The sequence below is a fragment of the Psychrobacter sp. 1Y4 genome, from assembly GCF_051847555.1.
The window spans coordinates 186,356-208,959 of sequence record NZ_JBPYDE010000002.1; the positions used below are offsets into that span (position 1 = coordinate 186,356).

The following is a 22,604-nucleotide window of genomic DNA, read 5'->3' on the forward strand; positions in this document are numbered from 1 at the left end:
AATAATTCACTATAAAAGCTCATACACTAAAGACCGCATAGTATAGAGGAATTTATGCTCATTTATATAGCACTTTATCGCTTAAATAATGAGTTGAAACACTTTAATGCCAAACAATAAAAATGAGAGATATCAAAAAATTAATAACCGCTCATCTTCAAAATACAATCCTTAACAACGAGCTTCTATCGCTATCATAAAGTCTGTCGCAATGTCCGTACCACACTGATCATCAATCTCACGGACGCAAGTGGGACTGGTGACATTAATTTCTGTAATCCGGCCACCGATTAAGTCTAAACCAACGAACATGAGACCTTTTTCTTTGACAATAGGAGCGACTACTTCTGCCACTTGACGTTCAATATCGGTGAGCGGCATGGCCACACCGCTACCACCTGCAGCTAGATTACCACGGGTCTCGCCCTTGACTGGAATACGTGCCAAACTATAATCAACCACTACCCCATCGACGATCAACACACGCTTATCACCCTCAATAATCTCAGGTAGATAACGCTGTGCCATAATTGGCAAGGTCTCAAGTTCAGTCAAGATCTCCAGCGTTACGCCGATATTGGCACTGTCGGCGGTCAGACGAAAGATACCAGTTCCGCCCATCCCATCTAATGGCTTGACGATTACGTCTTGTTGCTCAGCGATAAACTTGCGAATGTGGGCCTGTTTACTGGTCACAATCGTTGGGCTCATATACTCGCTAAACCAAGTCGCAAACAGCTTCTCATTACAGTCGCGAATCGCTTGCGGGTCATTGACCACTAACACGCCTGCCGCTTTGGCATGATCGAGCAGGTAGGTTGCATAAATAAAGCGCATGTCGAACGGTGGATCCTTACGCATCAAAATCACGTTATAGTCACTGACCGGACCTGTCGCTTTATCACCTAACGTATAGAAGTTTTCAGGATCACGCTTTACCGTTACTGGCTGTGTATCGACCATCAACTGCCCACGATCCAACCATAGATCATGAATCTGACAATAACCAAGCGTATGACCGCGGTCTTGAGCGGCCCACATCATTGCCAAACTGGTATCTTTTTTATAGTTAACCTGCTCGATAGGATCCATGATAACGAGTATTTTTAGAGATTTTTTTTGATTTTCTTGGCTCATGATAAGGCTCACTTACGTTATATTATAAATAGGCAGTTATTAAAATTGACAGACACTTAATCTATAGGCAGGTATTTATAAACCCTTATTTATAAGTACCTGCAATATACTAACGCTTGAATACAGCTCAAGAACAGCATCCTAACAACAAACTATACGCCGTACTGCTCGCGGTAATGCTGCATCTTTGCAAGTTGGGTCGCGTCTTTATACTGGCCGCTTTGTGCACCATGGTCGTCTGCTAAATAACTAATTAAATCATCAATATTAACGAGAGCATGTACAGGCACTTCTAGCGTCGCGGTAAGCTCTTGTATAGCAGAATGATCATTTTGGCCTTTTTCTTTGCGATCAAGAGCAACAATAATACCCGCCACACTTGCACCCGATTGCTCTAAAATCTCGACCACTTCGCGCATCGCTGTACCCGCAGTAATAACATCGTCAAGCACCCAGACAGCTTTGCCACTGACATCAGCACCCACTAAGTTACCACCTTCGCCATGAGTTTTGGCTTCTTTACGATTATAACCCCATTTAGCATTGATGCCATGATGCAGCCATAACGCTTGCGCGGTTGCGGCCACAAATGGAATACCTTTATAAGCCGCGCCAAAAATAACCAGCTCTTGCTGCTCTGCACCGTTATTGCTAGCTGCCATCTGTTCAGCCAAAGCATCTGCATAACCGCGCGCTAGTAACGATAACATCTCACCTGTCGCTAGCAAGCCAGCATTAAAAAAATATGGGCTGATACGACCAGACTTAAGCACAAACTCACCAAACTTTAAAACTTGATTGTCTAAAGCGAGCTGAATAAATTGATGCGATGAGAAAGAAACGTTTTGGGCAGGTTGAGCATTAGTCATTGAGGCATTGAGCATTATGGCATTCCTATCAGCAAAATAAAGGGCAAAAAATTTGCATTATTGTACGCATTATTGGTCAGCTTGACCAACCATTGATGTCGTAATCTTGCATATTCGGATAACGAGTCAGTAGGCCATTACGCGATGAGAGATTAAAATAGCATTGACCATCATGGCTCACTTGTATGTCCCAGCCTAAATGATAAGCCGCAACAATAATATGTCCTGCAAATAGTCGCACTTGACGATACTGATAACGCTGTGCTGGTTCAAGATCAAGCTGGCTAAGCAAATAGCTACGGACATGCTGACAGATTTGCGCCGCGCTATAGCTATGATTGATAGTTTTGCGCGTACTACATTGCTTTAAAGCATGAAGAGCGACGCTACACGCCATAATATCTGTAGCCAAACTGCCCTCGCCTGTCTCAAACTGCTGCGGCTGCAAAATCACTTGCCAGTCATCAGCATAAAGGCTGTTGAGTAACTCATCAGGATTATAACGTTTGGTCAAAGCACGTAACGAGGCAGAAGACGCTTTGGTATCTTTTTTATTAAAATCGTTATTAGAGACATTGTTGTTAGAGCCACCGTCATTTTTATTAATTTTTACTGGGCTATCAGCAAGCGCAAAACCATAACGATTCAGTTTTGGATGAGCGCGAATTGCCTGCTGAATATCCGACATATCTAATAGAGTCATGTCACTTAGTGGCGATAATAACGGCTGCTCGCTATGATTTTGATAAAAATTATCAGGAAACTCGACAAGCTTTGCCGCATTTAATAATGACAAATGCTCAACCAATGCCTCTGACGCAACCAGCTCCCATTTCGATAAGCTGTCTTCATTAGGCTGATAAAACCGCGCAGAATTTCCATAGAGCCGTCGCAATTGACCATTTAGGCGTCGAGCAGGCTCTGGGATATCACTTAAAGGCCGTGCAGGATCAAGTGGCGATTGGCTCGGATCAAAGTTAGGGTGCACGATCGCAGGCTGCTTACTATCAGCCAATGTAGACGACAGATCAGCATTGCCTTCTGCCAGTTTATCGCTTATTACTGCACGTTCAGCACTGGATAAGCGATTATCAGAAGTAGAAGGCTGGGTCATGAAATCTCCATAAACTATAAAACATAAAATCAATTCTAATTAAATCAAACTGTCATCTTATGCCTTTCACAAAAGTTAGAGTAGCAAGGAAAACAAGTGTAAGTACTACATATTGTAGACTAAACGAGTTTGACACCGCTAATCATACTTTTTGGATTTGGCATTACTCTTGATGACTCAAAATATCACGATAACCTGCTTGCCAGTCAGGATAATTGAGCCAAGCTAACGGAATGTTGCTATGTAAGCGTTTCCCCGTAACCGCTGTTTTTTTATTATCAATAGCAGGAGGCGTCTCTCCTATCTGCTCACTTAACCAAACGCCTAGCTCAAAAGTTGTGACTGGCGCATAGTCAGTGGCGATATAAAGGGGCTTCGGCGCATCTGTAATCAGTACATTGGCGATAATATTGACCAAATCACGATCCATAATACGATTGCTCCAGTGCGCGGCTGCCACGGGCTTTTTCTGTGGCTCGCGGGCTTTACGTAGGCGCATGAGACGCTCACGTCCGTAAATTCCGCTCGGACGAATGACAATGGTTTTATGACCAAAACCTTGTTGCAGCGCTTGTTCTGCTTGGAGTATCACTTTGGAAGCTGCGCGCTCAGGAGTAACAGGCGCAGTATCTTCATCAATCCATTCGCCACTATCCTGCCCATAAATACCCGTTGAGGAAATAAAAACCACGCGCACAAGGTTGGTTAGCGTGTCCGCAAGCTCTGCTAAATGTTGATTAATCGCCAAGTAACTATCGTGATAACCGCTGGTCGAATATTCATCGGGAGTGACGATAACTGCCATATGAGTAAAGTCTTGGAGCTGCTCAGCGCTAAGTGTCAACGCATCAGCTTGCATAAACTTTGCATTACTATCTAAATCATAATGTTCGCGTTTACTGCGGGCAAGACCCGTGACCGATAAACCGTCCTCAGCAAGTTTATTGGTGACTGGCAGTCCGATATCACCTTGTCCGATAATCAGTAAATTTTGCGTACTCATTTTATATCCTTAAAAATAGCGTCTGTATGACAATTGCACATCGTCATTGGCATCGACGCGATCTTGCCAGTCGTAGTTGGCATTGATGCGTAATGCTTGTTTTTTATCGATATCGTATTGCAGACCTAAGCTTGAGATCGGCTGCCAATAATGACCGCGAGTGTTAGAGTCATCGCTGCTGCCATGATACCAATATGGCAATTGCAATTCAGCCTGCGCGCGTAACTGATTGTTAATCTGATAACGGCAGCCAGCATTTACGCCTGCGCCTACGCGAAAACCTTTATTAATCCCGCGCCCTGCTTGCCCTTTCCCTGATAATAGGGCATAGCATAACTGTGGCGGCATCTCACCAGTACCAGCACTAGGTGTGCCGAACGCCCACGACCAGCCAGTTTCATAGCCAACGCTCCCAACTAGATGATCCCGACCCTCGGCTTGCGAGCCATCGTTCACACGCGTTGCTTCGACACTTGCGCCCCAAGTCTTGCCTTGCTTGGCAGTATTGACCGGATTAAAAGAGCGTCCGCGCAGCACGGTAAAGTTTTCTAACACCACACTGTCAGGTTCATTGTCCTTACTGCTATCAGTATCATAAAAGCGCAGCGTAGTGGCGAGCGCTTCTAAATTAAAGAACTGTGAAAATCCTGACGCCCGATCAAGGGTGTCATGAAAGCCTAGACGTAACCCAACATCAACATAGCTGTTGTCACCGCGCTGCCCAATACCAATTTGAGCCACTTGCAAAGGATGCCTGTCGATAGGGTTATTATCTGAGGCGACAATACCGTGATCTATAATCGTTTTTGGGTCAGCATCACCAGCAGATATACTTGATGCCAAATTGCGCTCTGCTGATTTAATATCAAGAGCGTCATCTTTAGACAGTTTCTGATAACCAAGCGCTGCTGCTTTGGCTTTATTCAGCTCAGCTTGACGTACGGTACTGTCAGCTGGTGTGTAACGGGCATTTGCTAATATGGCTTCTTTATTTAGCAGTTGAATCACGTCGGAAGGAATAACGACATAGGGCAATTGACTGAGCAAATCCTGCTCAGGGCGCACGACATCAATCAACCGTAAAATCTCAGAAGCACAGTTATCTGTGGTGAAATAATAAGGAATATCTAAATCCTTGGTTTCCCATACATGCAATATAATTTGCTGCACTTCTGCGGGTGTCAAATCCAACTGATACGTCCAAGCGTCACGCTCATCGTCTTTGAGATACTTGGCCAGCTTCTCTGGATAAGGGTCAATCTCAATCCTATTATCATAGCCGCCACTGGTAGCCTTGATAGCATAAACAGCAAAAGCATCATCAGGATTGCCATCGACGGTGTCATTGAGCGCGTAAGCATGATGAATTTGGCTAGGATTTGCCGCGCTTGCTGGCGAGTCAATACGCAGCAAGGTGTGAGCAAAAGCGGAGATAGGATTGTCCAAATACTCCTCAGCAAACATAATCGACAGCTGCTTGGGGTTCAGCATGGTCATCCACTCTTTAAGCTCAGGGCAGTCAGCTTGCAAGCTCGAACTATCAATGCCCAAAGTCTCAGTAAGCCAGTGCGTGCGCGCTGGAAAACGACAAATGGCTGAGTTTGAGTTATTGGTAGACTGTGTGGTTTGAGAGGTTGCGATTTGATTGGCAAATGCCACAAGCATCGCATCAAGCTCAGCACTGGCATCCTGTTGCCCATTCGCACTAATAAAGAATTCTGGACTATCGATTAAGCTTTTGGGCGCATCTCTATTAAAGAACGACTTTTTATCATCCAAAAAATATAATAACCGTCGCCATGTTGTATGCTCAGCAAGATTGTCTGCTTGCACCTGCTTACGCCATGTGGCTAATAGTTGTTCGGCTTGTAGTGAATGAGCTTGATTGTTTTGCACACTCTTATCACTATCCAAATTCACCGCTTTTACTTGAGACGCAGAATTTATATTAGGCGCTAGCTCACCTGTCGTCACTACTGACAATGGCGTTGGTAAAAAGGCCTGCGCATTTGCAGAGAGTAGTAGCCCAGCAATAACAAGTGACAAACGTGCTCGATGACTGCAAGCTCGCAGGCTAATTGCGCTTAAGGTACAATCTACAGATATAGAAGACGGCTTTATAGACATAAGGTAAAATCTCGCACGTTAATATTGATAGGCTGGTAGCGCTGCTAAGGTCTGGTCAACAAGTTCTGCTAGGTTGTTGACTTAAATATTTCAAAAACTATCCTTGAGCTAAACTATTTAATTATTTGGTTCTTAAGCATATAAATTATGTTTGTTGCTACTTTACGAAAACTTATTAATACCACTATATAAGATAAAGAGAACATTATGCTCAGTTCAGCTACCCCATCGTCAATGACTATCAAAGACGGCCTATTATCCGACGCGACGTGGGTTGCATCACCGAATTATAATAAACGACCTGACAATACGACTATTGATACTATCGTCATCCATAATATTAGCCTACCACCGAATGAGTTTGGCACCTGTGGTACTGACGGCGTACATTATGTAAAAGCGCTATTTACCAATCAATTAGACTGGGACGCACATCCTTATTTTCAGACGATTGAAGGCGCAGAAGTTTCAGCGCACCTATTTATCGAACGTGATGGCTCTATTACTCAATTTGTAAATTTCGATGAACGCGCGTGGCATGCGGGTAGATCAAGCTACCTTGGCCGACCTGAATGTAACGATTATAGCATTGGCATCGAGCTTGAAGGGTCAGATTTTGTGACCTTCACCATCGCTCAATACGACACGCTTGCAGCAGTAGTCGCCGCTATATACGCCGCCTATCCAAAAACCCGCCGACACCTAACCGGACACAGTGATATTGCACCGGGACGTAAGACAGATCCTGGTGATTATTTTGAATGGGCGAAGTTGCGTGAGCTGGTGGCCGAGAAATTATGTAAGTAGCGATTACTCATAATAACAGCAGCAGTCAATTCCACATTCAATTCATTTATCTATGCTATAGATATGCCATGAAAGTGCTATAATCCGTCAGTTTTTTGACAACACTACATCAGCAAACAACCATCAGTAAACAATTTGGCAAAATAGGTTCTCATGGCAAAAAGTCGGTTATTTCGTTCAACCATGGTGGTCAGTAGCATGACCATGCTGTCTCGTATTTTAGGTCTAGTACGCGATATCGTACTCTTAGGTGTCTTTGGCGCAGGTGGCCTAATGGATGCCTTTTTGGTCGCCTTTAAGATACCAAACTTTTTACGGCGTCTGTTTGCAGAAGGTGCATTTAGCCAAGCTTTCGTCCCTGTACTGTCCGAATATAAAGAAAAATACAGTCTGCAACAGGTACAGATTTTAGTCAGTCGTACCTCAGGGGCGCTGTTGCTGGTGCTATCCATGCTGACAGTCGTTGTCATTTTAATCGCGCCTTGGGTAGTGACATTATTTGCGCCTGGCTTTGCTGATCAGCCCGATAAATTTGCCATTACCGCTGAGCTGCTCCGTCTTACCTTCCCTTACTTACTATTTATTTCTATGACCGCTTTTGCCAGCGGTATTCTGCAAAGTTACGGACGTTTTGCTGCACCGGCCTTTGCACCAGTATTATTAAACTTATGCATGATTGGCGGCGCACTGATTTTCGCTCCAATGTTTGATACGCCGATTATGGCGCTCGGTTATGCAGTCGCTATCGCTGGTTTGTTGCAGTTTTTAATACAGCTGCCACAGCTATGGCAACAAAAATTACTGGTTGCACCTAAAGTTGATTTTCAACACGAAGGTGTTAAGCGTATTTTAAAATTAATGCTACCTGCTATCTTTGGCGTCTCTGTCACTCAGATTAACCTACTGCTCAATACCGTATTCGCTTCTCTCATGATAGGTGGTTCAGTCTCTTGGTTATATGCTGCCGAACGTATGAGCGAGCTACCACTAGGACTAATCGGTGTCGCTATTGGTACGGTTATTCTGCCAAGCTTGTCAAAAAGTGAGGCGCAAAAAGATGATGTTAGCTTTAAAAAGACCATTGATTGGGCAGCGCGGCTAATCATTTTGGTTGGTGTTCCAGCATCAGCAGCTCTGTTTATACTGGCCGATACGTTGATGCAGGCGCTGTTCTTACGTGGTGAATTTACCTTACGTGATGCGCAGATGAGTGCGCTAGCGTTACGCAGTATGGCAGGTGGTATTTTAGGCTTTATGCTGATTAAAATCTTTGCACCAGCATTTTTTGCCCGCCAAGATACCAGAACACCGGTAAAAATCGGTATCGTTTCCGTTTTTGCCAATATGGTATTTAGTGTCATATTTATCGGCATATTTTACTTCTTTGACATGCCGCTGCATGGCGGCTTGGCATTAGCAACGACGGGAGCAGCCTTTGTAAACGCAGGCTTGTTGTATTATTTCTTACATAAGCGTGAGATATTCCGTTTTGGCAGTCACTGGAAAAAACTGTTTGCTCAATTTGCGATTTCTACAAGCGCTATGGTTGCCGTGCTTTATGTCATGCTGCCCTACTTCCCAACTGATAATGCTCAATGGCGACGTATAGCAGCTTTGCTCATTATGTGTGCAGTTGGTGCGGTAGTTTATGGCGTGGTGTTGTTAGCAACAGGCTTCCGTCCTCGTCAGCTAAAACATGGTTAAAACTAAGTGTTAAAAAATAAGTAGCGTACAAACTTACGAAACCAAAACAAGCTTAGTATGAGAATTGACAGTGAAGGACGCTGATAGTTGCCATAATTGCTCTTTAATGAATAAATGGCTATTGAGGACTATTATGACAACTAAAAATTCAGCATTACAATCTTCACGACCTACATTGTTACGCTTGCCAACCATACTAACTGTCGGCGTACTAAGCACTGGACTACTTTTAACTGGTTGTAGCGATAATGACAATGTAAAAACAGAGACAGCAGACAGTGATACTCAAAACACCGCAGCTGTCGTTGAGACCTCTGAGGATGAGGCAGCTGAAGCAGAATTAACTAATGCTGACAATGCTGTTGAAAGTGAACAGATAGCAGCAGATAGCGTTGAAGAGGAAACTGCTATTGATAGTGATAATATCAATCCAGTTACCTCCTCTGCCAAGCAGAAAAGTCTAGTCACCAATCCTACTGAAGCTGGTACACCAGAAGATACTGTTAAAAAAGCGCTAAACAGCTTGTACTATGATGATGCAAAAAAATCTGCCTCTTATTATGAAGTAGATATGGCAAACTTTGAAGAGGAGCTGGCCAATACGCAGTTGGCTTTTCAGCAAACGGTCGAAGGCGTCACTATTACTGATACTACATATAATGATGATAAAACGCGTGCCACTATCACCGGTGAGCTCATGCTGAAAGACCAAAGTGAGCCTGCACCACTGACCTATGAGCTGCAAAAGATAGATGGCCAATGGAAAATTTTAGGCTAGAACATTTAGGGTCTGTTATTAATTATGCGTTATCGGCCTTTGTTTGTTCAACTACCACGGTTTTACCAAGCATTACGACATCCGCGATAAACCCCTGCATATCACATACTTTTGGCATATAACCCCACTGCTCAAAACCAAGCTTATGAAACAGTCCTAGGCTTGGTTTATTATGGGCAAAGACAAGCGCGACGACATTTTGAATTCCAAGATTTGGCGCTTGCGCCAGCATCCAGCGTGCGAGCAAACTGCCCAAGCCTTTTCCTTGGTAGCCTTGATGCAGGTAGATGCTAATCTCAGTGCTAATATGGTAAGCCGTACGAGCATACAAATCACTAAAGCTGCCCCATGCAACGATTGGTGACTTTGTTTGTGTGACAATCTTATCATCATCTGCTGATATAACCGCTGCTCTAACTACATAAATGGGACGCGTTGGACTATTTAGATGTTCATCAAACCACTCTGCACGCTCTTCACAAGTCACCGGCGTCAAGTTTGCTGTCGCTTGCTTGCCGGCAATACTTTGATTATAAATTGCCAAAATCTCTGGTAAATCCTGTTTATTGGCAAGATGCACCATAAACTGCTCGTCAAGATTGTATATTGATGAATTAGGCGGTATAGCATTCAAAGTAATGTTAGTCATAGAGTTTCCATAGCTAATGGCATAGTAAATAATGAGGCGATGTAACGTTTTTATAGTAGATTGACTATACTTGTATTATCAGCAGACTATAGATGTTAGTGTGACTATTTTACTTTATAATAGCTGGTTTTAGACACATCGTTTTTTAGTACAGGTGTGTTTTTTGTTTTTTTATTTGGTCTTATCTATCATAGCTGAAATTTATGAACACCTATTTTCTTGAGCAACTGATTGCATCACCAAGCACTTTGCCTGCAGATACCAGTCCTGTAGATTTGGCACCTTGCGTGCTTACTATTGGCAACTTCGACGGTGTACATTTAGGTCATCAAGCGATGTTAGCGCAAGTGCGTGACATCGCTAACACGCAAAACCTCCATTCTGCCGTCATGATATTTGAACCCCAACCGCGCGAGTTTTTTGCACCAGCCAAGGCTCCAGCGCGCTTGACCAATCTAGTAGAAAAGCAAGCCTTATTAGCCGAGCATGGAGTCGACACTTTAATCGTTGCAAGCTTTGATGATGAGTTTCGTTCGCTATCAGCGCAGGCGTTCGCTGATCTGTTGGCACTGCGCCTAAATGTCAAAGCTTTGGTATTAGGTGATGACTTTAAATTTGGTCATGATCGTACTGGTGACAGTCAGTTTTTACGAGATTATGGATTAAATGTGACCAATCTACATACGGTCACCGATGATAGCAGTAAAGCGGCCCGCATTAGCTCCACACGTGTTCGTGACTTATTGTTAGCAGGGGATATCGACTCGGCCAATGTTTTACTTGGTCGCGACTATACTATGACAGGATCGGTTGTCAGCGGAGATAAAATCGGTCGAACGATGGACTTTCCCACCGCTAATATAAATCTGGATCGTTTAAAGCCTGCACTTCATGGTATTTTTGCTGTTGATGTGGTCAGTCTTGATGATAAAGGCAGAATAATACCCCATGGCTTGGCAAAACTGGCTACGGGTAAGAAAACAGGTGTGGTAGGCCTACGTCCGCATAGCTTGTTTGGTACTGCAAATATCGGTATCAGACCTTCTATTAATAAAGCACATAACTGGCGCTTGGAAGTGCATTTTCCAGAGTTTGAAGGCGATTTGTACGATCTAACCTTACAAGTACGCTTTTTGCATTTTTTGCATGGTGAACGGCGCTACGAGAGTTTAGAAGACCTTAAAGCAGGTATTCATCAAGATGTTAAAGAATTACTTGAATGGCGAGAGCATCAAAAAATAAGTTAAAGAGCGCAACTTGTTTGCAGAAAAAAGCCCACAAGCTGTAAGTAAAGTTGTGGGCTTTTTTAATTCATCTGTTGTTTTACTCTAAGCGTCTGGATGCAAGCGTACGTTTAATTCATCAATCGTCTCAACCCACACTGCATCTTTTTGCCATTCTTCTTGCAAAAACATACGCTGATTATCATTCCAAATATGAGCATCGATTAGCTCTTCTTCTTTTGCTAATTGGTTCTTTTCGATAAACTCATCAATCGCTTCATCCGAGCTATCTAGCCCCAACTGAGCAAATAGCTCATTCATATTATATTCAGGTTCACCCAACATACTGTCTCTCCTTAAATAATGCAAGTTTGATTGTACTTATTATTTCAACGAACGCATTTATTGTAGCAAGCTTTTTTTTATTCGCTGTTAATCAACGTGTATCTAACGTTATCAATTGTATTGATGTACGCTTAAAACCCAAAAAGCCCTCTATATAAGAGGGCTTCTTCTAGATTACTTTGTACAATGGGTTTAGCAAATTTACGACCTATGGAAGCAGGTGTGCAACCGCATCACGCTCTTCGCTAAGTTCTTGTTCTGTAGCTGCCATCTTCTCTTTTGAGAAATCTGATGACACGTCAACGCCGTCTACGATAGACCAATCGCCGTTGCTACATGTACATGGGAATGAGTAAATCAAACCCTCAGCGATACCGTATTCGCCGTTTGAATAAACACCCATTGATACCCAATCGTTTTCATCAGTACCGAGTGCCCATGTACGCATATGAGCGATGGCAGCATTGGCAGCAGAGGCCGCAGATGATGCACCGCGCGCTTTGATGATTGCTGCACCGCGCTGTTGTACTTCTGGAATATAAGTATTTTCGTACCAGTCGCGATCTACCAAATCTAATGCTGGCTTACCATTTACCGTACAAGCGGTTAGATCTGGATACTGAGTTGATGAGTGATTGCCCCAGATAGTCATGTTTTTAATGTCATTAACAGTGCTGTCTGTCTTGTCAGCCAACTGTGCCATCGCACGATTGTGATCTAGACGAGTCATGGCAGTAAAGTTACGTGGATCAAGATCTGGCGCATTACGCTGGGCGATTAGCGCGTTGGTGTTGGCAGGGTTGCCGACGACCAATACTTTTACATCACGGCTGGCCACTTCGTTTAATGCTTTACCTTGTGCTGAGAAGATCGCAGCGTTGGCTTCTAGCAAGTCTTTGCGCTCCATACCTGGGCCACGCGGACGTGCACCTACTAGTAACGCATAATCGATATCTTTGAATGCAACATTGGCATCATCAGTCTGGACAATACCTGCCAACAATGGGAATGCACAGTCTTCTAATTCCATGACCACGCCCTTTAAAGCATCAAGCGCTGGTGTGATTTCAAGCAATTGTAAAATAACTGGTTGATCTTTACCAAGCATCTCACCAGATGCAATACGAAATAGCATCGCATAGCTGATATTACCAGCGGCACCAGTCACGGCAATACGTAAAGGCTGTTTCATAGAATACTCCCTAATTAATTATTAGATAATGTCGTCATCATTATACAGACAAGCATAATAGATATGGACTTGCGCAATGAGATATAGACTTGCTCAATGGTAGCGGTCACAAACCGAAAGCTAGTGTAGCACTTCATTTAGTAAACCGTCTAGGGACAACGACGCGCTTACTGATGTCTATATTGTTACATTTTATACGTACAAAAGTTTGTCAGCAAAAACCATCATGCACATAAGAAAGGGCTGTACAGTAAGAGAACTGCTTTAATTGATTTGTCTCATCAATAGTTATGGCTACTTACCACCCGAAATAATAAAGTTACTGCCGCAACTATTTGTTACTTCGTTGCATTTACCAAACTGGCCACCATCGTAGCAAACATGTATGTCAGTCAGTACAGACTGACGACGATTACCAGCTTGACAGATCAAATCAACACTAGCAGAAGACATTCCACTATTGAGGCGAGTCATTTGACTAATAAAACGAGACTTTGAAACCGTATAACTATTACCTGTATTCAACTCGCTAGGTAGTTTTAAAGCGCCGGCATAGTTGGTAATTTGGCGAAAATAGCTGCTGGCGCTCAGCGGACTACAAGCACCATGATGCTGCCATGCTTGGCTACGTACGGTCGTATCAGGCATAATACGATTAACAACTTTTAGCTGCAACGGCGTTAAACGTGGATCACTACCGCGACCACAGCGCTCTCCATATCCCATATCCAGTCCAGATACCGTCAAGGAATAACCTTCTAAACATTGACGCATGCGTGCGCGTGAAGGTTGCAAATTACACAGCGCTGGCGTCATCTCAATCATTAGTACTCTTTGATTAGATTGAATAGCATTTGCTGCCTGTGCTGGTAGTAAAAATATGCCTTGTAGTAGGATTAGACCTACAATATTCAAGGTTAGATAATGATTTTTATTAGGGACATTATTTTCAAGTTTGTTCGACCAATATCTTTGTGACCCATCTCTTTTTATATCACTTCGCCGTAATTTAGCTATTGAAACAAATACCCGCACAAACTGGCGCGCACGCTTTCGAGCAGATAACTGAAATCTGGTGAACGTATGCGCAAGCCGGATGGGGGCATTGTTTATCATAAATAAAAAAATACTCAATAGTTATTAAACATGGACAGCAGCATTTAGGCAACATCATACAGTAAAATGCAGCTAAGTTCTGAACGTAAAATGCTAATAATTTAAGCAACAGTTTTAAATGAACCGTTTAGTAAAACTTTGTAAAGAATGACAATTATAACAGAGGTAGCAAAGCGCTTTCACATCGCCCTTACTACCACTTACAAAAACTTTAATTTTATAATACCGACATAGGAAAAATCAGATCGCTGTTAAATCTAAAGCGCTGCTGGCACTGTGCCCATACGTTCACTAATCGACTTAGTACGACCCAACAAACTACTATAAACAGTCGCGTTCTCCATTACATGCTTCACATAATTACGAGTCTCAGGATAGGCTATCGATTCAACATACTGATCTGCGGCAAGCGGACCATAAGTAGGTTGCCAGCGTTTGGCATTGTTAGGACCAGCATTGTAACCTGCCGTTGCCAGTACAGGCTGATAGTTCAGCTTACCCAAGATATCACTCATATACCATGTGCCATAGCGAATATTAGTGTCTCCACTATTGGCACGGCTGGCACTATACGACTCACCTAGGTTACGTGCGATATATTTTGCTGTACCTGGCATGATTTGCATAAGTCCACTAGCGCCAACGTTAGAACGTGCTGACGTCACAAAGCGGCTTTCTTGACGCATAATGCCATAAGCCCATGCTGGATCAATACCGGCCGACTGACTATAACGTACCACCGCATCTTGATGCGGCATTGGATGCGATAATGCCAAACTGTTTATCCTATTAGTATTGTCGGCAGCATAAATAGCACGATCAAGCCAGCCCATATCATGCGCTTGACGAGCCGCTGCAATAATTAAGCCATCATCACGATTATCGCGTGCCTGCTTTACAGCCCAGTTCCATTCACGGTTGGCATAGGCACGGCTAGCGTCAGCATTATATAAAGCAAAAGCGCGTGCAAAGTGTTGGTCTTGTAGAACACGAGCTTTATCAGCAGTACTTACATTTGGCAGGTTGCTACCACCTAAGCTCCTAGCATCGAAACGCTGTCCGACTTTGTCTTTAGCCATCAAACCATAATAATCATTACTTTTGGCCAAATATTGATACATTTTCTTAGCCGTATTGCGCTTGCTGCTGTTATTTGACTGTTCGTATGCACGTGCTAGCCAATATTGCCACTGATTCAGTTTTTGAGTTTCAGCATCCATTTGCGAGATCGATTCGATCACATCATCCCAACGACTAAAACGAATAGCCGCTTTAGCATAATCTTCAGCTTCTTCAAAGTTAAAGTCATCGTCTAAGCTGTTGCGAAACCAGTCGATAGCCTCAGCGCTAAAACCATCATCAGTGGTGTGGTTCATACGCTCTACCCCTAGAATACGGTAAGCGTAGCGACGTGTATCATCATTCAATAATTTGGCTGAACGCTGATTGTCTTGTTTGATATCAAAATCTAACTGCAGAGCAGCTTCACGGTATGACTTTTCAGCGAGTCGTCCTATAGCATATAGATATAAATACTGGTTGGTTTGGTTATTAGGCTGCATGCTAAAGCGACCAAAATAAGCACTTGGATTAAGCTGAATCTCGCTTAACGTAGAATAAGGAATCGGCGTACCAAGACGTGATGATAATGCCATAATATCGCCTGTCTTGCCTTTACGTAACATACGTTTGAGACGAGCGGCGCGGTCTTGATTACTAATAAGCGTATTATTATTAAGCTCAGTGGCAAGCTGATCACACAGTGCAGGCTGCTTAAGCGTGCTCAACCAAACATCTGACTTTTCTGCCAGCGCACGCATCGTATCACCGCCACTATTAAATCCAAGAGCAACAGCACAGCGCTCACTACGATCGCCATTTGTCACTAAATTAGCAACTTGACGTACCGAAGCGTGGTCACCTGAAGCGGCTTTTGTTTCGGCAAAATCAGCAACCAATTTTTCAGCCATTACCGTATTAGGATACTGACGAACGAACTGCGATACGGCGGCAGAGGTTTGTGCCTCTAAATCTAGATTCATACGCCAGTAGGTCGGATACATGGCAAACAATCCGCCACTCATCAATTGCTCATAATTAAACAAGGCATTAACGTCCCCGCGGTCTGCCGCTTGTGCAGCTAATGTAAAGTAATCCACACTGTTGTCTTGCTGGTAACTATTACCATAAGAGGTTGTAGGCTGTGCACAAGCAACCTGTGACAACCCAGCTGCACTCATTGCGGTGACTAGACTTAGCGCCCCAATACGTAATGATCGGGCTTGCACGCCCATAACAGTTATATGGCGTTTAGGTTTAGACATAGCAAAATCACTAGCTTGGCTGTTATTTTGAATGTGATTGGCAGCTGACTGCTTTCTCATACTTTCTCTCTTTGTATTTTAATCATCATTTACTGCCAAAACCCTTTATGCTGTTTTAGCTCTCTTATCTGTGCTCATTTCCTGTACTAACTTTATGAACGTCATTCTAATATTTGACAAATACTCTTTATTAACATCGACTATCTGTTCATTCATACCATGATAGGCTCACTACTTATTAAAATGAGTAGAGATCAGTCAAAATAAGTAAAGACTAGAACAATGTACTGTATTGGTAGTATCACACTTATCATACTACATTCATCTGACCTTCAACCAGCGCCCTTACTATTCGTTAATAAATAAGAGAGTGGCGCGTAACACAGAGATGATATAGCGCCGACTCTGCTATATTCGTCAAACACCTATAAAAATCATGATAAGCAATTGATAGTATTATAAATAATTTATGATAATTATATCCAATACGCTACGGTTACTTTTCACATTAGCAGATGGTTATGATAAAATACGCCACGCATTAGTGGCCCATCGCCGCTATGTTTTGATAATTTTTGATAATTGTGGATTTTAACTTATGAGTGTTTCTGTATTCGACCCCCGCATCATTGACGCTAGTGCTAAAACTGATGTCACTGCGCCTGCTATCAATGCACTCGTAGAGACAAATCCAGAAACTGCCTCAACTGCTACTAAGAAAGTATTTATCACGACTCAAGGCTGTCAGATGAACGTTTATGACTCTGATAAAATGCTTGATGTGCTGGGCGATTCGCACGGCATGGTAGTGACGCAGGACATTGATGAAGCTGATGTGCTTTTGATGAATACCTGCTCAATCCGCGAAAAAGCCCAAGAAAAAGTGTTTTCAGAATTGGGTCGCTGGCGTAAATTGAAAGAGAAACGTCCAGACTTGGTCATCGGAGTCGGTGGTTGCGTGGCCTCACAAGAAGGCGATAATATCCAAAAACGTGCCCCTTACGTCGATATGATATTTGGTCCGCAGACCCTGCACCGTCTGCCAGAACTATATGATCAATCGAGCGAGCAACGTAATATCGCTCCCAAAAATCGTATTGGCACCATTGACATCTCTTTTCCTAGTATCGAAAAGTTTGACTTTTTGCCTGAACCAAAGGTAGAGGGTTATAAAGCCTTTGTTTCTATTATGGAAGGCTGCTCAAAGTATTGCTCATTTTGCGTGGTTCCTTATACGCGCGGCGAAGAGCTGTCACGTCCATTAGACGATGTATTGGCTGAGATTGACAGTTTGGCGGCGCAAGGTATTCGTGAGATCAACCTGCTCGGTCAAAACGTCAATGGTTATCGCGGAGAAAAGGATGATGGCAGTATTTGCCGTTTCGCTGAGCTGCTGCATTATGTATCACATATCGATGGCGTTGAGCGTATTCGTTATACCACAAGCCATCCGCTAGAGTTTACTGATGATATCATTGATGCTTATGCGCAATTACCAGAGCTGGTATCGCACCTGCACCTACCTGTACAAAGTGGCTCAAACAACATCCTTGCAGCGATGAAACGCAATCATACGATCGATGTTTATATCAATCAGATTAATAAACTCAAAGCTATTCGTCCTGATATCTATCTGTCGAGCGACTTCATCATTGGCTTCCCTGGTGAGACCGATCAAGACTTCCAAGATACATTAAACTTGGCAAAAGAGTTAAATTTCGATCATTCTTATAGCTTTATCTATTCTAAACGCCCAGGTACGCCAGCAGCAGAGCTGCCTGACGATGTGAGCTTTACGACCAAAAAAGAGCGCTTGGCAGAGTTTCAGCAAGTCATTATTGACTCAACGCTTGCTAAAACTCATGAAATGGTCGGCACGACGACTCGCGTATTGGTTGAACAAGTGGCAGATCGTCATCCGGATTGCCTAATCGGTACGGCGGACAATACACGCACTGTTATGTTCCCTTACGATATGGAACAAATAGATCAGCTACTCGGTAAAATCGTCAACGTACGCGTGACGGATTTTGTGAGTCCGCATATGGTCAAGGGTGAGCTTGAGGCTGTTTTAGCCTAAATTTATTTTGTGTAGATACAAATAAGAAAAGTCGCTTCCTATTCGATAGGAAGCGACTTTTTTTATGACTCAATGATAAGTTTCTAAATGACAAACGGCTTATTTTAAACCATAAAGCTATTAAGCACTTCGGCCAATAGCGCCGCCGCAATTAATATAAAAATCACTCCACAACCACGATTAAGCCACGCTAAGCGATTTCCAACATCGAGCCAGCTTGCGAGCTTTGTACCACCTAGGGTATAAACAATCTGCCAGATTGTCTCACTCAAAAACAATCCTATAGTCAATACCACATATTGTGGCCACAATGGCGCACTAAAATTGAGGAACTTAGGAAAGAACGCAGCAAAGAACAAGATGGCTTTTGGATTAGACAGTGATACCCAAATACCAGTACGAAACAAGGTCGTGTTGCTCGGCGATACCTTAACGGCTGCACTAGATAGCGAACGCGGTCTGGGCATATCAGCCATAGGTTGCATAGTAGTGGGATAGTCAGCTGCCACCTCTTCACCTATCTCACAAGCATCACTCATTAAGCTGCCTTCACTAGCATCGCGCCACGAGCTGATACCCAAATAGATAAGATATGCTGCGCCGACTGCTTTAATAACCGTAAGCAACCAAGGGGACTGGCGACTGATGACATCCAATCCAAGCAATGTCGATAATAGCAGTATAAACAAACCAAGGCTTAACCCCGCCAGCGTCCAGATTGTCCGCTTGACCCCATAGTTCATCCCATACTGGAACGCTAATAACATATTGGGACCAGGGGTCGCTGAAATAAAAAACGTACTTGCAAAAAATACCGCAAACAGATGCCAAGACATCAACCAACCCCTACTCTTTTATTTAAAATAAATGGCATAAACGCAAAAGACGCAAAAAATAAATACCGCCATAAAGACGGTATATTTTATGCTACTTCATAACAAAAAAGAACTGCTTACTGCCTTAACTAACCGCACAGCTCTTAAGCAATTTTTGTAAAAACTCATTACAGCGCGCAATCTCACTCAATGCCACGAACTCATCGGCTTTATGCGCCTGCTCAATGCTGCCGGGGCCACAAATAATGGTCGGAATGCCAGAATTGGTAAACTGCCCGCCTTCGGTGGCATAAGCCACTTTATGGCGCTCATTATCGCCCGTTAATGCCGCTATCAGCGTTTGTAGCTCATCATTATTATTATCGTTCATTGCGGGTACGCCCTCTTCCTGTATCAGCTCGATACCGGTTTCAGGAGACCGCGCTTGCATCTGCGCGTTTAGCTCGGCAATTTTAGCTTGGATGGGCGCTACAATATTCTCTTGCGTCATATGCGGTAGATTACGATAGTCAAAGGTGAACTCGCACAGATTGGGTACGATATTGGTCGCTGTGCCGCCTTTTATTGTACCCACTGACATGGTTGAAAAAGGCACATCAAACATGTCATCGTTGTCATCACGCTGGCTAATCTCTTCCGCCAACTCATCGACATAGCCGATTAGACGACTGGCATAGCTGATGGCATTGACGCCCTGTTTGGTCAATGATGAATGCACAGACTTGCCATGGACGCGGCAGCGATAAACAGCAATGCCTTTATGTGCCACAACCACCGTCATATTGGTTGGCTCACCGACGATACAATAATCAGGAGTGATACCGCGCGCCTCGATATCCGCTAAAATCAGCGGCGCACCCAAACAGCCCACCTCTTCATCAAAGGATAGTGCCAGATGCAGCGGACGGCTCAGCTTACCCGCTTTAGATAATTCTACTGCTTTAGGTAGCACCGTTAAGCTACAGGCAATAAAGCCTTTCATGTCACAAGCACCGCGCCCATATAGCTTGTCACCACGAATGGTCGCGGTGAATGGCTCCGATGCCCACTCTTGTCCATCAACTGGCACTACATCCGTATGACCAGACAACACAAGGCCACGGTTCACCTCATCAGCGTTGGCTCCTGCTGGGACGGTGACAAATAAATTGGCTTTATTTTTAGCCTCATTAAAAGTCAAATCCACCGATAAGCCCAATTGCTCACAATAGGCTTGTACATCTTCGATCAACGCTAAATTGGAATGGCGACTGACCGTATCAAAGCCTATCAGACGCTCTAGCCAATCGATACTTTGCGCAGGATACGTCACATGAGACAAGGTTTGATTATCATCATCGTTACTACTACTCATAGCCATAGAACATCCTCATTACGATATAAAACAAACATTAGTCTTTCTGGATTGAGCGCCGGTGTAACTCTTTTACCTTGTTGTCTAAATCAGTAACTGGGCCCTCTACTGGTATGTTCGGAGCCACTTCCTGAATCGACAAGGTATTGATAGGAGAAGAAGATTTAATGCCCATCTCCTCCATCCATTCGCCCAACTGTTTCGATGAGCTAACGTAAACAATACGCCCCAATCCTGCCCAAGCATGCGCAGCAGAACACATAGCACAGTGCTCGCCTGAGGTATAGACCACTGCTTTTGCACGCGCATCAGGGTCCATGTTTTGAGCCGCCCATTTGGCGACAGCAATCTCAGGGTGATAAGTCGCATCAACCGTATTGGCACGGTTACGATCTTCATGTAATACATGACCCTCGCTATCCACTAATACGCTACCGAATGGCTCATCGCCCGCTTCCAAAGCTTCGGCGGCAAGCTCAACGCAGCGACGCAGATGTTGCATGTCTTTGTCTGTTATCATCACAGTCTCCTTTTTAATCGCTTATAGCTTATAAGCTTACTGTCAACCAGCACTCCTATCACACTGCTTATTATAACGATTCAATTATGACGGATTGTTTTGATTCATGATATCTATCACTGGTGGCATCGGTTTCGGCAGCTTACCTTCTGCTTGTAACTCTTTGGTCGTTTTAGCATCAATGGCCAGTCCAGAAATCAGGGCGATATCTTTGACAGGTTTACGCTTACGGGTGGCAAAGCTTACAGGTATCATACGCGCAAACTCATAAATATAAAGGTAAGACTCTTCACCGCCCTCATATTCTTCATCTTCTTCAAGGCGGATAGCCCCAATTTTGGCCAAATCTGAAAGCATCTCATTTTCTTCAGCAGTCAGACCACAATCAGTAACCCCAAACCCTGTCATAAAACCATTCGCCCACTGTTTCAAAGCAATGACACGTTCGTATAAGCTATGTTCGTCATCAGGGACAAGTGGCATATATGCATAGGCATCGTCTTTGTCTTTTAGCTGAAATACTGTATCTTCGCCCTCCTCTGCCAATAAGGTTAGCGCCGCGTCTGGCAATGGTGCAAAACTTAGCTCTGCAAGGACAGTCGCCCATTCTTGCTCACTAGGAGCATTGCATGCTGTCATCAAGCCTGTCATCAAACCATGTAGCTCACTAATGCTAACATCAGTCCAATCTTCAATGGTATTTGACCAAGTATTCCAGCCTGAGATGTTGTCATTCATAACTATCGTCCTATCAATTAGTCGGTACTTATTCATTTAAAATAGCTGTAATTTCATACTATTTATAAGATTACAGCCAATAAAAGCAAAAAATGGAGCACAATACGTGCAATTACTTTGTTGATATAGATATTATGCGGTCACCTATGGCATTATTAAACGTAACGAAGAAAATTCCTCCACACATTACTTGTTAAGGATAATAACTGACTATGTACGATCAACTCAAAAACTTAGAAAAAATGATACTCGATATAAAAAAGCAGTATCAGCTCGTCAGTAGCGAACTTAGCAGCCTCAAACAAAAGCCAAATAGCGACCCAAAAGAACTAGCAGCGCTTAAAACCCAGCTAAACAGCTTTAAATCTGAAAACGATAATGCCAAAAAACAGTTGGGCGATCTGGATAAACGCTATCAAAGCCTCGCTGAAGCACATCATATGATTGGCGAAGAACAAGACCAACTGCATAAACAGATAAGTGATTTGCAGCATAAGAATAATGAGCTACAACAGCACAACAATGAACTTAAGCAACAAAATAGCGATATCAAAAAGCAAAATCATGACTTACAAGAAAAAAATCAGCTCGCCGCTGAACGTACGCAAGTCGTACTAAAACGATTGACGCGTATTGATCAAATGGAAGGCTAAGCATAGTTTTTTATATACTTTAATTTAATAATGCT

General features: G+C 43.4%; 20 protein-coding genes. 6 read left to right on the forward strand and 14 right to left on the reverse strand.

What is annotated here, in order from left to right; genetic code table 11:
• Positions 1 to 171: 171 nt before the first annotated feature.
• The 5 genes from gshB to ACS8FC_RS02270 form a co-directional block, all read right to left on the reverse strand.
• Positions 172 to 1,137 (reverse strand): glutathione synthase, encoded by a 966-nt coding sequence (gene gshB / locus ACS8FC_RS02250; RefSeq protein WP_439261904.1) that lies wholly within the window; start codon positions 1,135 to 1,137, stop codon positions 172 to 174.
• A 152-nt stretch (positions 1,138 to 1,289) separates the two neighbouring features.
• The gene (gene pyrE, locus ACS8FC_RS02255; RefSeq protein WP_439262138.1) at positions 1,290 to 2,006 is read right to left on the reverse strand and encodes an orotate phosphoribosyltransferase; all 717 of its coding nucleotides are present in this window, start codon (positions 2,004 to 2,006) and stop codon (positions 1,290 to 1,292) included.
• 76 nt (positions 2,007 to 2,082) lie between these two features.
• Positions 2,083 to 3,120 (reverse strand): hypothetical protein, encoded by a 1,038-nt coding sequence (locus ACS8FC_RS02260; protein ID WP_439295741.1) that lies wholly within the window; start codon positions 3,118 to 3,120, stop codon positions 2,083 to 2,085.
• A 163-nt stretch (positions 3,121 to 3,283) separates the two neighbouring features.
• Positions 3,284 to 4,123: an SDR family oxidoreductase gene (locus tag ACS8FC_RS02265; protein WP_439261908.1), complete on the reverse strand. Its 840-nt coding sequence runs from the start codon at positions 4,121 to 4,123 to the stop codon at positions 3,284 to 3,286.
• 9 nt (positions 4,124 to 4,132) lie between these two features.
• On the reverse strand, positions 4,133 to 6,169 hold the full coding sequence (locus ACS8FC_RS02270; protein WP_439295742.1) for an Lnb N-terminal periplasmic domain-containing protein: 2,037 nt from the start codon (positions 6,167 to 6,169) through the stop codon (positions 4,133 to 4,135).
• A gap of 288 nt (positions 6,170 to 6,457) precedes the next feature.
• Here ACS8FC_RS02270 and ampD point away from each other — a divergent pair, with 288 nt between their 5' ends.
• From ampD to ACS8FC_RS02285, 3 genes are all read left to right on the forward strand, one after another.
• Entirely contained in the window at positions 6,458 to 7,057 is a 600-nt protein-coding gene (ampD, locus tag ACS8FC_RS02275; RefSeq protein ID WP_439261911.1) for a 1,6-anhydro-N-acetylmuramyl-L-alanine amidase AmpD, read from the forward strand.
• A gap of 153 nt (positions 7,058 to 7,210) precedes the next feature.
• Entirely contained in the window at positions 7,211 to 8,761 is a 1,551-nt protein-coding gene (gene murJ / locus ACS8FC_RS02280; RefSeq protein WP_439295743.1) for a murein biosynthesis integral membrane protein MurJ, read from the forward strand.
• A gap of 133 nt (positions 8,762 to 8,894) precedes the next feature.
• Positions 8,895 to 9,539, forward strand: coding sequence for a hypothetical protein (locus tag ACS8FC_RS02285; RefSeq protein WP_439295744.1), 645 nt, complete (start codon positions 8,895 to 8,897; stop codon positions 9,537 to 9,539).
• A gap of 22 nt (positions 9,540 to 9,561) precedes the next feature.
• On the opposite strand, the gene ACS8FC_RS02290 is transcribed toward ACS8FC_RS02285, so the two are convergent.
• Complete coding sequence (locus tag ACS8FC_RS02290; protein ID WP_439295745.1) at positions 9,562 to 10,188, reverse strand: GNAT family N-acetyltransferase; 627 nt, start codon at positions 10,186 to 10,188, stop codon at positions 9,562 to 9,564.
• Positions 10,189 to 10,391: 203 nt separating this feature from the next.
• Between ACS8FC_RS02290 and ribF the strand changes: the two genes are divergently transcribed.
• Positions 10,392 to 11,435 carry a riboflavin biosynthesis protein RibF gene (gene ribF / locus ACS8FC_RS02295; protein ID WP_439295746.1) on the forward strand — a complete coding sequence of 348 codons (1,044 nt, stop codon included), beginning with the start codon at positions 10,392 to 10,394 and terminating at the stop codon, positions 11,433 to 11,435.
• 81 nt (positions 11,436 to 11,516) lie between these two features.
• Here the strand turns inward: ribF and ACS8FC_RS02300 are convergent, their stop codons facing one another.
• The 4 genes from ACS8FC_RS02300 to ACS8FC_RS02315 all read right to left on the reverse strand — a co-directional run bounded on the left by ACS8FC_RS02300 (position 11,517) and on the right by ACS8FC_RS02315 (position 16,304).
• Entirely contained in the window at positions 11,517 to 11,756 is a 240-nt protein-coding gene (locus tag ACS8FC_RS02300; RefSeq protein WP_299217662.1) for a DUF2789 domain-containing protein, read from the reverse strand.
• Between the two features lie 208 nt (positions 11,757 to 11,964).
• Positions 11,965 to 12,948 (reverse strand): malate dehydrogenase, encoded by a 984-nt coding sequence (locus ACS8FC_RS02305; RefSeq protein ID WP_439295747.1) that lies wholly within the window; start codon positions 12,946 to 12,948, stop codon positions 11,965 to 11,967.
• 294 nt (positions 12,949 to 13,242) lie between these two features.
• Positions 13,243 to 13,773: a T2 family ribonuclease gene (locus ACS8FC_RS02310; RefSeq protein WP_439295748.1), complete on the reverse strand. Its 531-nt coding sequence runs from the start codon at positions 13,771 to 13,773 to the stop codon at positions 13,243 to 13,245.
• A 548-nt stretch (positions 13,774 to 14,321) separates the two neighbouring features.
• Positions 14,322 to 16,304 carry a lytic transglycosylase domain-containing protein gene (locus ACS8FC_RS02315; RefSeq protein ID WP_439295809.1) on the reverse strand — a complete coding sequence of 661 codons (1,983 nt, stop codon included), beginning with the start codon at positions 16,302 to 16,304 and terminating at the stop codon, positions 14,322 to 14,324.
• A 682-nt stretch (positions 16,305 to 16,986) separates the two neighbouring features.
• Here ACS8FC_RS02315 and miaB point away from each other — a divergent pair.
• Positions 16,987 to 18,468, forward strand: coding sequence for a tRNA (N6-isopentenyl adenosine(37)-C2)-methylthiotransferase MiaB (gene miaB / locus ACS8FC_RS02320; RefSeq protein ID WP_439295749.1), 1,482 nt, complete (start codon positions 16,987 to 16,989; stop codon positions 18,466 to 18,468).
• Positions 18,469 to 18,572: 104 nt separating this feature from the next.
• Here miaB and ACS8FC_RS02325 read toward each other — a convergent pair whose 3' ends face one another.
• The 4 genes from ACS8FC_RS02325 to ACS8FC_RS02340 form a co-directional block, all read right to left on the reverse strand.
• On the reverse strand, positions 18,573 to 19,304 hold the full coding sequence (locus ACS8FC_RS02325) for a LysE family translocator (protein ID WP_439295750.1): 732 nt from the start codon (positions 19,302 to 19,304) through the stop codon (positions 18,573 to 18,575).
• Positions 19,305 to 19,428: 124 nt separating this feature from the next.
• A complete protein-coding gene (argE, locus tag ACS8FC_RS02330; protein ID WP_439295751.1) occupies positions 19,429 to 20,664 on the reverse strand; it encodes an acetylornithine deacetylase in 1,236 nt (411 codons plus the stop codon).
• A gap of 31 nt (positions 20,665 to 20,695) precedes the next feature.
• Positions 20,696 to 21,178, reverse strand: coding sequence for a nucleoside deaminase (locus ACS8FC_RS02335; protein WP_439261929.1), 483 nt, complete (start codon positions 21,176 to 21,178; stop codon positions 20,696 to 20,698).
• Positions 21,179 to 21,262: 84 nt separating this feature from the next.
• A complete protein-coding gene (locus ACS8FC_RS02340; RefSeq protein WP_439261930.1) occupies positions 21,263 to 21,916 on the reverse strand; it encodes a UPF0149 family protein in 654 nt (217 codons plus the stop codon).
• Positions 21,917 to 22,128: 212 nt separating this feature from the next.
• Here ACS8FC_RS02340 and ACS8FC_RS02345 point away from each other — a divergent pair, with 212 nt between their 5' ends.
• On the forward strand, positions 22,129 to 22,569 hold the full coding sequence (locus tag ACS8FC_RS02345) for a hypothetical protein (RefSeq protein ID WP_439295752.1): 441 nt from the start codon (positions 22,129 to 22,131) through the stop codon (positions 22,567 to 22,569).
• The last annotated feature ends 35 nt before the right edge of the window (positions 22,570 to 22,604 follow it).

Bases quoted from the DNA above. Each gene is read 5' to 3' on its own strand.
- gshB (WP_439261904.1), bottom strand. From the start codon at position 1,137: ATGAGCCAAGAAAATCAAAAAAAATCTCTAAAAATACTCGTTATCATG.
- pyrE (WP_439262138.1), bottom strand. From the start codon at position 2,006: ATGACTAATGCTCAACCTGCCCAAAACGTTTCTTTCTCATCGCATCAA.
- ACS8FC_RS02260 (WP_439295741.1), bottom strand. From the start codon at position 3,120: ATGACCCAGCCTTCTACTTCTGATAATCGCTTATCCAGTGCTGAACGT.
- ACS8FC_RS02265 (WP_439261908.1), bottom strand. From the start codon at position 4,123: ATGAGTACGCAAAATTTACTGATTATCGGACAAGGTGATATCGGACTG.
- ampD (WP_439261911.1), top strand. From the start codon at position 6,458: ATGCTCAGTTCAGCTACCCCATCGTCAATGACTATCAAAGACGGCCTA.
- murJ (WP_439295743.1), top strand. From the start codon at position 7,211: ATGGCAAAAAGTCGGTTATTTCGTTCAACCATGGTGGTCAGTAGCATG.
- ACS8FC_RS02285 (WP_439295744.1), top strand. From the start codon at position 8,895: ATGACAACTAAAAATTCAGCATTACAATCTTCACGACCTACATTGTTA.
- ACS8FC_RS02290 (WP_439295745.1), bottom strand. From the start codon at position 10,188: ATGACTAACATTACTTTGAATGCTATACCGCCTAATTCATCAATATAC.
- ribF (WP_439295746.1), top strand. From the start codon at position 10,392: ATGAACACCTATTTTCTTGAGCAACTGATTGCATCACCAAGCACTTTG.
- ACS8FC_RS02300 (WP_299217662.1), bottom strand. From the start codon at position 11,756: ATGTTGGGTGAACCTGAATATAATATGAATGAGCTATTTGCTCAGTTG.
- ACS8FC_RS02305 (WP_439295747.1), bottom strand. From the start codon at position 12,948: ATGAAACAGCCTTTACGTATTGCCGTGACTGGTGCCGCTGGTAATATC.
- ACS8FC_RS02310 (WP_439295748.1), bottom strand. From the start codon at position 13,773: ATGATTGAGATGACGCCAGCGCTGTGTAATTTGCAACCTTCACGCGCA.
- ACS8FC_RS02315 (WP_439295809.1), bottom strand. From the start codon at position 16,304: ATGAGTGCAGCTGGGTTGTCACAGGTTGCTTGTGCACAGCCTACAACC.
- miaB (WP_439295749.1), top strand. From the start codon at position 16,987: ATGAGTGTTTCTGTATTCGACCCCCGCATCATTGACGCTAGTGCTAAA.
- ACS8FC_RS02325 (WP_439295750.1), bottom strand. From the start codon at position 19,304: ATGTCTTGGCATCTGTTTGCGGTATTTTTTGCAAGTACGTTTTTTATT.
- argE (WP_439295751.1), bottom strand. From the start codon at position 20,664: ATGGCTATGAGTAGTAGTAACGATGATGATAATCAAACCTTGTCTCAT.
- ACS8FC_RS02335 (WP_439261929.1), bottom strand. From the start codon at position 21,178: ATGATAACAGACAAAGACATGCAACATCTGCGTCGCTGCGTTGAGCTT.
- ACS8FC_RS02340 (WP_439261930.1), bottom strand. From the start codon at position 21,916: ATGAATGACAACATCTCAGGCTGGAATACTTGGTCAAATACCATTGAA.
- ACS8FC_RS02345 (WP_439295752.1), top strand. From the start codon at position 22,129: ATGTACGATCAACTCAAAAACTTAGAAAAAATGATACTCGATATAAAA.